Raw genomic sequence first — 14,533 nt, 5'->3', positions numbered from 1 at the left:
AGCTATGGAACCGCGTATGCACATCATCGAGACGTACTTCGAATGCTGCGGCTTCGACCACACCTTCATCCAGGGCGGCACGTCCGTCTATCTGTGGAATCTGTCGAAGAAGTTCGCCCAGAGCGGCCACCGGGTCTCCATCGTGACCCCGGCCCACGGGCGCCTCGACGACCTGCGCACCCGTTACGAGGTCGAGGACCTGCCGTACGAGGACGCGTACACGCTGCCCGTCCCGCTCGACCCGGAGGTGTGGCGGGACTTCCCCGCCGAGGCCGCGCTGGCGCTCACCACCACCGCGCACCGCATCCGCCTGGACGGCGTCGACCTGTACTTCCTCGCCAACGACTGGCTGAACCGGCTGCCGGACACCTTCTACCCGCCGTACGAGAGCAAGGGCAGCGACCTGGTCTTCTTCAAGCCCTTGGTCTTCCAGGTGGACGCGGTGCGGTTCCTGCGTACCTGGTTCGGTGACGAGAAGGCGCTCGTCCACGCGCACGAGCCCTACTACCACTATCTGCTGCCCGCGGCGCTGCGCGACGACCCTTCGAAACTGGTCGTGAGCAACGTGCAGAGCAACATGCCCATCGCGAAGAAGGTGTACGAACCCGAGGTGCGGCGGTTGCTCGAACTGCTGGGTGCTCCGCTTCCGGCGCGTGCTCCCGAACCGCCCGTCGCCGCGCCCGCGGCTATGGTCCAGTACCAGCAACTCACCCATCTGCACTACGAGTACGGGCCGGACAACCTCGCCGTCTACGAGCTGACCGCCGACCACTCCGATCTGATCGACTTTCTCTCGCCGGGCCAGCTGGACTTCTACGCCGGTTTCCGTGACACCCCGTTCGAGGATCTCTTCGGACGGCTGCCGATCGCCGACGTGGTGCGTCGCAACGCGCACAAGATGTTCGTCGGCGGCTGCGCCGTCTCGGACCAGTGGCTGGCCTGGGACCCCGCCGGAGTCGACCGCACCGAGGTGCTCGAAGGGCTGGGCCTGGACCCGGACCTGCCGGCCTTCTTCCACAACGCCCGCTACGCCGTCCACCACAAGGGTCAGCTGGAGCTGGTCCGTGCCGTCGACCGGGTGCTGAGCGAGGGACTCGCGGCCGGCTTCGTCATCCGCTGCATCTCCGGCAGCGGCATCGACGACCCGTTCTTCCACGAGGTCGCCGCCCGGCACAAGGGGAGGCTGCACCTGGAGTGGGAACGGGTCCCGGAGCGGCAGGTGTTCGGGTACGCGGCCGCCTCCGACTTCTGCCTGTTCCCCTCCAAGTTCGAGATGGACACGTTCCTCATCGCACAGGGCGAGGCCATGGCCGTCGGCTCGGTGCCGATCGCCACGGACCAGCGGGGCATGGCGCACTTCGGACACGCGGACCCTCCGGACTCCGCCACCGGCTTCGCCGTGAACCGTTCGTTCGCCGAGGACGACGAGTTGCTGGTCGCCGCTCTCGCCGCCCGCATCCGTCAGGCGGCCGCCCTGTGGCGGGAGGAACCCGAGCGGTACCGGGAGCTGGCCCGGCGAGCGTCCGCCGTCGCCCGAGTGTTCACCTGGGCCCACTGCGCCGATCTGCACCTGACGGAGTTCGCCCGGCTGTGGCAGGGCGAACCCCCTCGGCTCGATCCCGAGCTCGCCCTGCGGCACGGCTGGTTCGACCTGGTGGAGGACCCGGCACGCACTGCGGACGCGGCCCTTGCCCGCGGTGATGTGGACGCCTACGAGCGCCGTGCGCCACTGGACGACGCCGCGGTCCGGCAGTTGTTCGACGCGGCCTGGGCACGCGCCGACTTCGCCGCGTGCGAGCGCGCCGCGGAGCGCGGCCGGCCGGGCGTGATCGGCGCCGACGACCTGACTCGGCTGCGCACGCGCGCCCGCCTCACGCCGGACGGCTCCCTGCTCTACCGGCTCCCGCAGGCGGTCCGGGTCGAGGTCGTGTCGCCGGCCTCCGACAGCGGCCCGCGGGCGCGGCCCGGCGTACGCGCTCTGGAACGCACGGCCCCGGGCACGTTCACGGGTCCGGCACCCGGGCCGGGCGCGCTGCTGCTGCTCACCCTGGACTCCGGTCGCGTGGTCTGGGACGAGGTGCGCCGTGGCTGACCGTACCGGGGTACGCGCCGTCCTCCTCGCCGGTGGGGAGGGCCGGCGCATGGGGCCGCTCGGCACCGGCCGCCTCAAGCCGCTGATCCCCTACGGCGGCGCCTGCCGGCTCATCGACTTCAGCCTCGCCAACGCGCACCGGTCCGGGCTGGGCGAGGTGTTGCTGCTGTCGCAGTTCGAGGAGCGGCAGCTCATGGACGACCTGCACCAGGTGTGGAACGCCCGGCCCGGCCTGCGGGTGCACTTCGGGCCGTACGACTCCGCCTACCGGGACGCGCCCGCCGGCCTCCTTCCACGCCGCCTCCCGCCCCGCTCCGGGGCACCGGAGCGGGGCACGGCCGATGCTCTGATCCGCAAGGCGCCCTACATCTTCGGCCCGGGCACGGAACAGGTGCTCGTGCTGCACGCCGATCACGTCTACCGCTTCGACTACGGCCCTCTCATCGCCTCGCACAGGGCGTCGGGAGCCGCCCTGACCATCGCCTACCAGCGCATCGAGCAACGTTGGGTGCATCTGTTCGGGATGGTCGACTTCGACGCGGACAACCGCCTCACACAGTTCGTCGAGAAGCCCGAGCAGCCCACCTCCGACCTGGTGTTCGCGGCGTTCTGCGTCTTCGACGCCGAGGTGCTCCACCGCCACCTCGAACAGCTCGAGGGCACCGACTGGCAGCACGACATCAGCCGCGACGTCATCCCGGCCATGCTCGCCGCCGGCGAGGACATCCGCGGCTACGAAGTGCACGGGCACTGGGCGGACATCGGCACCGTCGAGCGGTACCACCGGGCGCACCTGGCCCTCGCGGACCATCCGCACGCCGGTCTCCCGGCGGACCGGATGCCGTGCACCGTGCGCCCCGACGTGCGGCGCGCCTGGATCTCCGACTCCCCCGGCGTTCGTTCGTCCTGGGTGCCCCAGGATCTGGTCAACGAGGGGCAGGTGGAACGCAGTGTGATCTTCCCCGCGGTCCGGATCGGTGCGGGCGCCAGGGTGCGTCGCAGTGTCGTCCTTCCGGGTGCCGCTGTGCCCGCGGGCGCCGACATCGATGCGTCGGTCGTTCTGGAGAACGGGACGATCCAGCCCATAGCGCGGACAGAAGGAGTACTGACGTGACCGTTTCCTCGAGCATGTACGACATCCTGGTGGCGGGCGGGGCCGGTGTGGACACCATCGTCCGGGTGCCCGAACTCAGGGTGCCGCCCGGCGACTCCGTGTTCGTACCACCGGTGCGTGACTACGTGGCTCACACCGGCAACGGCGTCGCCCGCGGCACGCACGCCCTGGGGCTCACCACCAAGTTCATCGACTTCCTCGGCGCCGACGCACAAGGCCACCAGATCCTCGCCGCGTACGCCACGTCCGGGCTCGACTTCAGTCACGTCGTCTCGCCGCACGGCACTCCGCGCGGGGTCAATCTCGTCGACGCGCAGGGGCGGCGCTTCTCCTTCTACGACGGCCGCCATCCGGCCGACCTGCGGCTGCCCCGCGCCTTCTACCTGCCCTTCCTGGAGCGGGCCCGGCACGTGCACCTGTCCATCACGGGCGTCACGCTGGACATGTATGCCGACATCCACCGCCTCGGCGTCCCCTGCTCCACGGACCTGCACGACTGGGACGGTGCCAACCCGCACCACCTGGCCTACGCCGTCGCCTCCGACTACGTCTTCATGAGCGCCGCGGCGGTCCACGAACGTCTCGACGAGGTACTGCGTTCCATCCTGGACCGGGGCCGCGCGCGCCTCGTCGTCGCCACCGACGGGGCAGCCGGCTGCCACGTCCTCGAACGCGGCGACACGAGCGTGCGGCGCTACCCCGCCGTAAGACCGGAGCGTCCCGTCGTGGACAGCAACGGCGCCGGGGACGCGTTCGTGAGCGCGTTCCTGTACGCACTCGCGCAGGGAAGGCCGGTGGCCGACTGCGTGCTCGCCGGATCGGTGTCCGGAGCGTTCGCATGCACGAGCGCGGGCACGCACACCGAGTTCATCGACCGGGACGGGCTGCGGGCGGGCTGTGCGCGCGCCGGGGCCGACGGCTGACGACGGGAACGCACGACGTGCACATCATCACCTTCTCCTTCGAATGCGGCGGCTTCGACCCACGCCTGATGCGCGGCGGACTGTCTCCACTGGTGTGGCAGCTCTCCCGCCGTTACGCCGCGCAAGGCCACCGCGTCTCGCTGGTCACGCCGGGACACGGGCACGTGGACCGGCTGCGGGCCGCCCACGGCATCGAGGACCTGCCGCACCTCACCCGCACCCGCACGGTGCCTCTGGCGCTGGATCCCGAGGTCTGGGCCTCATGGCCGGCCGACCTGGACGTGGACGTGACGACCACGGTGCACCGGCTGCGTCTGGACGGCGTGGACGTGTACTTCCTGTCCAATGCGTATCTCGACCTGCTGCCCGACCGGCTGTATCCGCCACCGGGCGTCGAGGGCAGGGACCTCTCCCACTTCAAGCCGCTGGTGTTCCAGGCCGAGGGACTGCGGTTCGTCCAGGAGTACCTGCGGTCGGAGGACGAACCCGCCGTGGTGCACGCCTTCGAACCCGCCTATCACTACCTCTTGCCCCCGGTTCTCGCCCCCGATCCATTCCTCCACACGGTCAGCACCGTCGCCGCGAATGCCCCGATCGGGCAGAAGGTGTACCGGCCCCAGGTGACGCGGATGCTGAAGCTGTTCGGCGTGGCCGACGTGGACCTGGACGCGCTGGACGGCCCGCCGCCCGAGGAGCGCTCGACGCGGGCGGTACTCTCGCGCGCCCTGGCCGGGACCCGGATGCACGTCGAGTACGGCCCCGACCACGTCGGCCTGTTCCCGTTGATAGCCGCCCACGCTGATCTGGTCGACTTCGTGTCGCCGGGACAGCGCGCGTACTACAGCACATTCCGGGACACGCCCGTGCAGGCGCTCTTCGAGACGCTGCCGGTGGCCCGGACGCTGCGGCAGCGCGCCGACCGCGTCATCACCGGTGGCTGCGCCGTCACGGACTCCTGGCTGGCGCGCGACACGGCCTCGGTCGACCGGCACCAGGTGCTGCGCCGTCTGGGTATCGATCCGGCACTTCCGGTCTTTTACCACGCGGCGCGCTACGCGGTGCACCACAAGGGCCAGTTGGAACTGATGCGGGCTATCGAGGAACTGCTGGACGACGGAGTGGAGGCCGGGTTCCTGCTCCGCTGCTCCACGGGAGACGGCGCCGCGGCGAACGCGTACTTCCAGTCCGTGGCCGACCGCCACCCCGACCGGCTCCGGCTCGCGTGGGATCTCGCGGACGAGGACACCCTCTTCGAGGAGGCGGCGTGCGCCGACTTCTGCGTCTACCCGTCCAAGTTCGAATTGGACGGCTTCCTCATCGCGCAGGCCGAGGCGATGGCCTGCGGGGCCGTGCCGATCGCCACCGACCAGCACGTCACCCGGCACTTCCGGCACGCTCTGCCGAGCGGACATCCCGAGGCGACGGGCTTCTCGGTGCCCGGCTCGTTCCACGACGACGACCCGGCGCTCGCCCGCGGCCTGGCCGCGCGGATCCGCACGGCGGTCGGTGTCTTCGCCGCGCACGTCGACGGTTCCGACCCCACCTATGCCCGACTGTCCGCCAACTCGCGCGCCCTGGCCCGGAGGTTCACCTGGGAACGCGCCGCGCGCACCCGGCTGGACGCCTTCGAGGGGCTTCTCCATGGCCGGGTCCGGCCGTTCCCCGTGCGCGAGGCGATCGCGTACGGCTGGTTCGACGACCTGCCCGCGAGCGCCTGGGACCAGCACCCCGAGGAGATCCGGGAGGCGGCGCTCACCCGCGGGGACCTCGGCGCGTGGGAGCGCGCGGGCGGGGCGGTGGACGCGCAGGCGTGTGAACGGCTCTTCGAGGCCGCGTGGCGGGAGGCCGAGTTCACCACCGCGCTGCACAACGCCGTGGTGGCCGGACGCTCCGACCTGACCGCCCGGGTTCACGGCCGGGGCACCGTTCGACGTACGGCGAACGGCCGGTGGGAGGTGACGTACCGGCACGAGCACGTGGCTCGGGTGGAGGCCGTGCTGGAAGGTCGGAGGGGCGCTCGCACCGGACCGGACGCCGTCTCGGGCGGCTCCCGGCCGGCCGCGGGCGAGACCGCCGCGGAGGCCCTCGCGTCCGACGAGCCGGTGCCCCCCGGCACCGGCGCCGTGTTCCACGCCCTGTCTCCGCAGGGCGGTCGGCCCGGTTCCTTCCGGGCCGTACTCGACGCCGCTCCGGCGGGGCGCGACCTGTCCGTCATGCTCACGCTGGCCTCCGGTCACGTCCGCTGGGACACCCTGCCGCTGCGCCGGCCACCGTTCCGGCTGGTCGCAACCGATCTAGACGGGACCCTGTTGCGTGACGACCTGACCGTCTCTCCACGAACCCGTGCCGCCCTCGCGGCGGTGACCGACGCGGGAGCGCACCACCTCGTGGCCACCGGACGCCCGGCCTCGGCCTGCGCGCACATCCTCGACGCCCTCGGATACCGCGGTCTGGCCGTCTGCGGACAGGGCGCCCAGCTGTACGACGCCGGCTCGCGACGGCTGCTGTCCTCGGCCTCTCTCGGCCGTACGCTCGCACGCCGCGTCGTGGCGGGCGTGGAGGAGAGGCTCGGTCCCGTCGAGCTGGGCGTCGTCACGGCGCCGCCGGACAGCCGGTTCAAGGTGACCGAAGGCTTCGGGCAACGTGTGCGCCACGGCTGGGACGTGACCACCGACCGGGATCTGTTGTGGGACAGTCCCGTCGACAAGCTGATCCTGCACCATCCCGAGGTCGACGAGGACCGGCTGGCCGCGCTCACCCAGAGTCTGTTCGGCGACGAGGTGACGGTCGTCCACTCCGTGAAGGGCATGGTGGAGGTCCTGCCGCCGGGTACGACCAAGGCCGCCGGGGTCGAACGCGCCGCCCGGCTGCTGGGCTGCGCCGCGAGCGACACCATCGCCTTCGGCGACATGCCCAACGACGTCCCCCTGCTCACCTGGGCGGCGCACGGCGTCGCCGTGGCCAACGCCCACCCGGCCCTGCTCACCGCCGCCGACGAGATCGCACCGCCCAACGAAGAGGACGGGGTTGCGGTGGTCCTGGAGCGGCTCTTCACCCCCGGGGCGCAGAACCGCCGCACCCCCTCCGAACGTCACGCATGACCGCCCAGAAAGGGCACTTGACCATGGCCGACGCCCTTGTCCGCCTTGCCCGCGCCCACGGCGTGGCGACCTCCTACACCACCGACCGCGGTGTCCGCGTCGACGTCGCGCCCGACACCCTGGTCGCCGTTCTCGCCGCGTGCGGGGTGGACGCCGCCACCCCCGCGGCGGCGCGGGACGCCCTGGCCCGGCACGAATTTCGCTCCCGTACCCGCCTTTTGCCCCCGTGCGTCGTACTCCGGCAGCCCGAGACCGTACGGCTGGAGGCGCTCGGCCTGCCGCGTGACACCGAGGGCCACGTGGAACTGGAGAACGGTGCGGGAAGGGCCGCACTCGACGATCCGCTGCCCGCCGGACTGCACACCCTGCACGTCCAGGGCCCGACCGGTGTCGGCGACTGCGCCCTGCTGGTGGCCCCGGCACGGCTCGCGGTCCCCGAGGGCCGACACTGGGGCTTCCTCGTCCAGCTGTACTCCGTGCTGTCGCGACGCTCCTGGGGCATGGGCGACCTGGGAGACCTGGCGGACCTCGCCGCATGGTCGGGGCGCGCGCTGGGTGCCGGATTCCTCCAGTTGGGTCCCCTGCACGCCGCCGAGCCGGGACCGCTGACCGACCCGTCGCCCTACCGGCCCAGCTCACGCCGCTTCCCCGATCCCCTGCACCTGCGGGTGGAGGCGATACCCGAGTACGCGTATCTGGACCCGGCCGAGCGTCGCGACGTCGACGCCTGCGTGGCACAGGCGCGCGCCCTCAACGACAGGGTGCTGCGGGGACAGTCCCTGATCGACCGGGAGACTGTACGCGCCCTCAAGCTGCGTGCCCTGCGCGGCATCCACGGGGCGGCGCCGCTCAGTCCCGGCCGCGCCGCTTCCTTCGCCTCTTTCGTCCAGCGCGAAGGTGATGAACTCACCGACTTCGCCACCTGGTGCGCCCTCGCGGAGGTACACGCCGGCGACTGGCACACGTGGCCTGCCGACCTGCGCGATCCACGCTCGGCAGCAGTCGCCCGAGCCCGCACCGAACTCGCCGACGACATCGGCTTCCACCAGTGGCTCGCCTGGCTCACCGACGAGCAGCTCGCCGACGCCCAGCACCAGGCCCGCACCGCGGGCATGCCGATCGGGCTCGTGCACGATCTCGCTGTCGGCGTCTCGCCCCACGGCGCGGACGCCTGGGCGTACCAACGCTTTCTCGCCGCCGGCATGAGCGTGGGCGCGCCACCGGACGACTTCAACCCGCACGGCCAGAACTGGGGACAACCCCCCTGGCGGCCTGACGCGCTGGCGGCCGCGGCCTACCGCCCGCTGGCGGGTCTGCTGCGCGCCGGGCTCCGGCACGCCGGCGCGCTCCGTGTCGACCACGTCATGGGCCTGTTCCGGCTGTGGTGGATCCCCGACGGCTGCGCGCCGGACGCTGGCACCTATGTCCGCTACGACTCCGACGCACTGCTCGCCACACTGATGCTGGAGGCCAACCGGGCCGGCGCCGCCGTCATCGGGGAGGACCTCGGCACGGTGGAGGCCGGCGTCCGGGAGCACCTGGCGGACCTCGGCGTGCTGGGCACCTCCGTGCAGCGCTTCGAGTACGTCGGCGGGTCGGAGGGCCGGCATGGACCGCTTCCGCCCGACCAGTGGCGTCAGGAGTGCCTGGCCACACTCACCACCCACGATCTGCCGACCACCTCCGCGTGGCTGAGCGGCGAGCATGTGGAACTGCGCGCCGGGCTCGGCCTGCTGACCCGCCCCGAGACGGAGGAGAAGGCCGAGGCCGCCGCCGAACGCGATGGCTGGCTCGCGGAGCTGACCCGGCTCGGCCTGCTGCCGGACGGCGCCGATTCCGAGGACCGGGATGCCGCCCTCGTCGCACTGCACGCCTTTCTGCTGCGTACCCCGGCGCGGCTCCTCGGTGTGTGGCTGCCGGACGCAACAGGGGACCTGATGCCGCAGAACCTGCCGGGGACGTCGGCCGCGGTGCACCCCAACTGGAGGCTTCCCGTGGCCGACGCCACCGGGTGCCCGGTCCCGCTGGAGGATCTGCCGGACCACCCGCTGCTCCGGAGAGTCACCGAGTTGTTCACGCCTTCCCACCGTTCACGAGTCCACTGAGCAAGGAGAGAGATGTCAGGCCAGGTTCTTGCCCCGGTCGAGCCGGGCGTGCGCGAGGACGCCACCGGCTTCGACCTGCTGGCGCCCGAGGGCACCGCCTACCGCGTGGACCTCACCACAGGGGTGTTCGACCAGGAGAATCCGCTCCTCGCGCGCGCACTCATGGGCCGCAGGGTCGTCGCATTCGTCAGCCCCACGATCGAGGGACTGCACGGTGACCGGCTGCGCGCCTATCTCAACGCCCATGTCGATCCGGGGGACTGGAGTGTCCACACGCTGCGGACCGGCGAGCAGCACAAGACGCTCGCCGCCGCGGAGGACGTCTGCGCCACCGCCAAGGCCGCCGGACTCGACCGTCATGGGGTGATGCTGGCGGTGGGCGGCGGAATAGTCGCAGACGTCGTCGGCTTCGCCGCGTCCATGTACGCGCGCGGTGTCCGCTACGTCAAGGTCAACACGACGCTGGTGGGGCAGGTGGACGTCGGTGTCGGTGTGAAGACCGGTGTCAACGCCCTGCGCACGAAGAACATGCTGGGTGCCTACCACCCGGCTCACGCCTCCATCAATGATCCCGCGTTCCTCACCACGCTGCCCCCGCGTGAGATCCGCTGCGGACTCGCGGAGATCGTGAAGATGGCGGTGATCCTGGACGAGGAGCTGCTGCGGACCCTTGAGGATCACCCGGACGTCTTCCTCGGCCGGTCGTCCGCCGACGGCCGGCTGGAGGAGTATGTGCTGCGGACGTCGATGCGCCTGATGATGGAGGAGCTCTGCCCGAATCTCCGCGAGCACGAGCTGGCGCGCCTCGTCGACTTCGGGCACACCTTCAGTCCGGTGATCGAGACGGCCGGCAACCACCGCCTCGAGCACGGGGAGGCGGTCGCCGTCGACATGGCCCTCTCGGCACACATCGCACGGCTGCTCGGGCTGGCGGACGCGGACACGTGCGAGCGGATCGTGCGCCTGCTGCGGCGCATCGGGCTTCCGGTCTTCGACACCCTCACCTGCACACCCGAACTGATGAACCATGCGTTGCGGGCATCCTGGGAGCGGCGCGGGCGCAAGCTGCACCTGGTCGTGCCGACGGCACCGGGCAAGGCGACGTTTGTCGAAGAGCTGGGGGACGTCCCCGAGTCGTTGCTGCGCACGGCTCTGTCAGCGCTGGCGCGGGATACGGAGGGGCACCATGTCTGAGGCCGTGGACGGCGGGGCGGTGCGCAATCTGCGCGAACTGTTCGCGCCCAAGGAACACGACCACGGTGGCCTCGGCACCATCCTGGCGCACCGGGTCTACGCCCGTCGGAGCGGGCGGCGCGGGGCCGAGTTCGTCGATCTGGCCGTACTGCCGCCCGGCACCTCGATCGGCCGGCACCGGCACGGCGCCGACCGGGAGACGTATGTCGTACTCGACGGCAGCGGGTTGATGTTCCGGGACGGCGAGCACTTCCGGGTCGGCGCGGGCGATGTGATCGCCAATCGCCCGTTCGGCGAGCACGGCCTCGTCAACGACGGCCCGGGGGATCTGCGACTGCTCGTGTTCGAGGAGCCGGAGGCGGCGCGGCCGCGCACCTCCCCCGCCGCGTCCGGGGAGGCGACGGCGTGAACGTCATCGACACCGAGGCTCCTTTCGTCGTGGTGGACGTGGGCGGCACCACCCTGCGCATCGCGGACTACGATCCGATGACCGGCGCCCTGTCCGGTACACGCCGCACGCCCGTCGATGGCATGGCCCGCGACCCGAACGCTCCCGTGCCCGTGCTGCAGGAACGCGTCGTCGAACAGTTGGCCCGAGAGATCGGTGCCCGAACCGCGCGGGACGGCGGCCGTTGCGCACCGCGCACCGTCGGCGTGGCCTTCGCCGGGCCGGTCACCGCCGACGGCCTCGTTCTGGCCGCCCCCACGGTCTGGGGCGGACGGAGCGAGCCACTGCCCCTCGGTGCCCTGCTCACGGCGCGCGTCGGCGCCCCGGTCGTCGTCGTCAATGATCTGACGGCTGCCACCTGGCGCTACGCCGCCACCGAGAGCCGGCCCTTCTGCCTCATCACGGTCAGCTCCGGCATCGGGAACAAGGTCTTCCGCAACGGCGAGGTCCTGCTGGACCCGGGCGGCCACGGCGGGGAGTTGGGGCACTGGACCTACGACGCCTCCCCTGACGCCCTGCCGTGCGACTGCGGGGGCCGCGGCCACCTGGGGGCGATCGCCTCCGGCCGCGGTGTGCTCGCCGCCGCGCGACGGGCCGCGGTGACCGACCGGGGGGCGTTCGCCGCCTCCCGGCTGTCGGCTCTCGCCCACGGCCGTCCCGAGGCGATCGACAACCGTGCCATCGCCTCGGCGGTTCGGGCGGGCGACGCCTTCGCGACTGCCGTCCTGCGCACCACCGTCACTCCCCTCGCCCAGGCGATCGGGTCCGTCTTCACTTCGATCGGCATCTGCCGCTACCTCTTGATGGGCGGCTTCGCGCTGGCCGTCGGTGAGCCCTACCGCAGGCTGCTGGTGGCCGAGTTGACCCGGCTCGGCTGTTTCGGTCTGGACGCGGACGCCATCGACGCGATGGTGGCGCTCGGTGCCGCCGATGACGATCACGGCCTGCTGGGCGTCGGCCGCCTGCTCGGCGCGCGCCTGCCCGCCGGGGCCGGGCAGGTGGTCGGATGAGCACCGTCCTGGTGATAGGCAGCGGCTTCGTCGGTACCGGCATCGCCCGGCATCTCGCAGCCCACGGGCACACCGTCACCCTGGCGTCGCGCGGGCGGCCCTCAACGTCGCCCACGACGTACGGGGCACGCTGGGCGGCGCTGGACGCCACCGTCCCCGAGGCGTGCGACAGGCTTCTGACCCGACTGCGTCCCGACGGCGTGGTCCTGGTGCACGGCCCGTCCGACGTGACCTGGTGCGAGGAGCATCCGGGTGAGGCCGAGCAGGCTCACGCAGCGGTAGCGGGCAACGTGGCATCCCTGGCCCCGGGGGCCCGTGTCGTGCTCATCTCCACGGACAACGTCTTCGACGGCTCCTTGCCGCACAACACCGAGTCCACGCCGGTACGGCCCGCGAACGCATACGGCCGCGCCAAGCTCCGTGCCGAGCAGATCCTGCTGGCCACGGCGGCCGACGCCGTGGTGCTGCGCGTGAGCCTCGTCTACGGCCACGAGCCGGCGGACGCGGGGAAGTGGCTGAACTTCTTCGCGTCCTGCGCTCATCAACTGTTGCTGGGTGAAGCGGTGCACGCGCCCGACGACCATTGGACGACCCCGGTGACCGTCTCCGACGTGGCCCGGGTCACCGCCTCCGTGCTCTTCGCCCCTGCCCCGCTGCCCGAAGTCCTCCACCTCGGCGGTCCGGACCGGGTCACCCGGGCCGAGTGGGCGCTGACGATCGCCGACCTGCTGGGCGCGCCGCGGAGGTTGGTGGTCCCGGTCCCGAAGGCCGCGACGCGGTACGCCTCCCGGCCCGAGAACGCGTGTCTGACAAGCGCGTCGCTGCCCGGCCTGCTCGGTCTGACCCCGGTCGACGGTGTCGCCGCCGGGGCGCGAAAGCTCGTCACCGCTTTCACGGGGCGCCACGCGATCAGCCGGACACCTCCGGGGACAGGGCCGGTGTCGACGGAACCGGACCGGGAACGCGGGTGAAGCGGGCACCGGTGAGCTCGAGGGCCGCCGGCCGCCCGTCCTGATCCCGGAGCACCCGCAGTTCCTCTCCCACGTACGCGCCGTCCAGTCCGGTCAGACCGCCCTGCGGAGTGGTACCGAACCGGCTGGCCGGAGCGCGGAAGCGGGAAGGCTTGGTGCGGGTGCTCACCGGTTGCAGCAGCACGCTGCCGTCCGCCTCCATCTGGATGGCGTGCGGACGCGGGCCCTGGTACCAGTAGCCCGTGAGGTCCAGAAGGTGGGGCGGCAGGTTTTGCGGCGCCCACTCGTCGGGCAGGGGCAGCGTCTGCTCACCCACGATGTCGAGCAGTTCCAGGGCCCGGCTCGGGCTCAGCCCGGTGCTGGCGTTGCCGACGATCACTGCCCCCGTCCGGCGTTCCCGGTCCACCCAGATCGTGGCCAGGAATCCCGGTATGCCGCCGGGGTGTCCGATCAGAGTGCGTCCCTGGTGCCGTACCGCCTGCAGGCCCAGTCCGAATCCGGCGCCGGGCTCGTCCTCGTGGGCGGACAGCCGGGTCGGTTCGGCCATTTCGGCCAGCGTGTCCGGGTGGAGCACCTCGGCGCAGTCGCCCAGGAGGAACTCCGCCCACCTGGCGAGGTCCGCCGGCGTGGACCACAGCGCCCCGGCGGCGGCCATGGCGCGGGCGTCCTGGACCTCTTCGGCCACGAGCGTCGGCGCCCACGGGTGCACGCTCCATCCCGGAGCGGCCTCGGCACCAGGGTCCGTGCCCGTCCCTCTCATGCCCAATGGGGCGAGAACCTCCCTGGCCAGCACGTCTGCCCAGGGCTCCTGCCGAACCCTCTCGATCACCGCGCCCAGAAGGGCGTACCCGACATTCGAGTAGTGGAAGCGCTCCCCCGCCGCGCAGAGAACCCCGGCCCCGCGCCGCAGCGGCTCGGCCGGCCCCTGTCCGCTGTACGGCCAGTCACAGCCTGGCGTCATGGTCGTCAACCCCGCGGTGTGACTCAGGAGTTGCTCAAGGGTGCGGTCTCCGATTCCGGTGCCCGGCAGATACCGGTCCAGCGGGTCGTTCGTCCTGAGCTCACCCCGGTCCCGCAACCGCATCACCAGAACGGCTGTGAAGGACTTCGTGAGCGACCCGATCCGGTACTGCGTGTCCAAGGTCGGCGACCCGCCACCCACCCGTCCCCGGACGCCGGTCCAGGCCGTCCGTCCTTCGACCAGGGCACAGCCCGCGACGGACGGGACCCGCCCCAGGGCTTGGGCACGAGCGAGCCGGCTCAGGAGCAACTTCCCGGTTCCGCCCATCGGTTGGGCCGTGGGATCGGCGGACGGCTGAGGCAACGGAGCCATGGGGGACACTCCCGTCGTAGGTCTCGCACGGACGCCCCGACTTAACCAGCGACAACACGCACACTGCAAGAGATTCCCAAAAGATGCAGCAAGAACTTGCTCTCGACCATCCACCTCGCGCCCACTCCGGACCGTGACGCAATCTCCGACGGGTCTCGACGTGAGGTAGCAACCAGTTGAAGCGGGACAGTCCATCACCCATGGCCGAAAGTTTTTGCAGTAACTTGCGCAAGGGCGGTCAC

10 protein-coding genes are annotated in these 14,533 nt (G+C 71.6%); 9 read left to right on the top strand and 1 reads right to left on the bottom strand.

From position 1 onward, the window contains the following. Positions 1-4: 4 nt before the first annotated feature. Genes BJ961_RS11645 through BJ961_RS11600 form a run of 9 tightly spaced genes read left to right on the top strand, consistent with a single transcriptional unit; the run spans position 5 to position 12,958 of the window. Entirely contained in the window at positions 5-2,092 is a 2,088-nt protein-coding gene (locus tag BJ961_RS11645; protein WP_271321254.1) for a glycogen/starch synthase, read from the top strand. Next, positions 2,085-3,206: a sugar phosphate nucleotidyltransferase gene (locus BJ961_RS11640; protein ID WP_271321253.1), complete on the top strand. Its 1,122-nt coding sequence runs from the start codon at positions 2,085-2,087 to the stop codon at positions 3,204-3,206. Before BJ961_RS11645 ends, BJ961_RS11640 begins: the two co-directional genes overlap by 8 nt. Beyond that, a complete protein-coding gene (locus tag BJ961_RS11635) occupies positions 3,203-4,129 on the top strand; it encodes a carbohydrate kinase family protein (protein ID WP_007388265.1) in 927 nt (308 codons plus the stop codon). Before BJ961_RS11640 ends, BJ961_RS11635 begins: the two co-directional genes overlap by 4 nt. Before the next feature lie 17 nt (positions 4,130-4,146). Continuing rightward, positions 4,147-7,230: an HAD-IIB family hydrolase gene (locus tag BJ961_RS35980; RefSeq protein WP_333782079.1), complete on the top strand. Its 3,084-nt coding sequence runs from the start codon at positions 4,147-4,149 to the stop codon at positions 7,228-7,230. Then, a complete protein-coding gene (gene malQ, locus BJ961_RS11620) occupies positions 7,227-9,335 on the top strand; it encodes a 4-alpha-glucanotransferase (protein WP_210918228.1) in 2,109 nt (702 codons plus the stop codon). The genes BJ961_RS35980 and malQ overlap by 4 nt, the downstream gene beginning before the upstream one ends. A 12-nt stretch (positions 9,336-9,347) precedes the next feature. Next, entirely contained in the window at positions 9,348-10,529 is a 1,182-nt protein-coding gene (locus BJ961_RS11615) for a sedoheptulose 7-phosphate cyclase (protein WP_161377946.1), read from the top strand. After that, on the top strand, positions 10,522-10,938 hold the full coding sequence (locus BJ961_RS11610; protein ID WP_125634031.1) for a cupin domain-containing protein: 417 nt from the start codon (positions 10,522-10,524) through the stop codon (positions 10,936-10,938). Before BJ961_RS11615 ends, BJ961_RS11610 begins: the two co-directional genes overlap by 8 nt. Continuing rightward, complete coding sequence (locus BJ961_RS11605; RefSeq protein ID WP_007388270.1) at positions 10,935-11,987, top strand: ROK family protein; 1,053 nt, start codon at positions 10,935-10,937, stop codon at positions 11,985-11,987. Before BJ961_RS11610 ends, BJ961_RS11605 begins: the two co-directional genes overlap by 4 nt. Beyond that, positions 11,984-12,958: an SDR family oxidoreductase gene (locus BJ961_RS11600; protein ID WP_161377945.1), complete on the top strand. Its 975-nt coding sequence runs from the start codon at positions 11,984-11,986 to the stop codon at positions 12,956-12,958. Before BJ961_RS11605 ends, BJ961_RS11600 begins: the two co-directional genes overlap by 4 nt. Here BJ961_RS11600 and BJ961_RS11595 read toward each other — a convergent pair. Continuing rightward, positions 12,897-14,246, bottom strand: coding sequence for a serine hydrolase domain-containing protein (locus BJ961_RS11595; RefSeq protein WP_161377944.1), 1,350 nt, complete (start codon positions 14,244-14,246; stop codon positions 12,897-12,899). The two genes, BJ961_RS11600 and BJ961_RS11595, sit on opposite strands and share 62 nt — an antisense overlap. Between the last annotated feature and the right edge of the window lie 287 nt (positions 14,247-14,533).

Origin of the sequence: Streptomyces lienomycini (assembly GCF_027947595.1) — a bacterium.
In the GTDB taxonomy this organism is placed as follows: Bacteria; Actinomycetota; Actinomycetes; order Streptomycetales; family Streptomycetaceae; genus Streptomyces; species Streptomyces lienomycini.
This window is presented reverse-complemented; position numbering and strand designations above follow the sequence as displayed.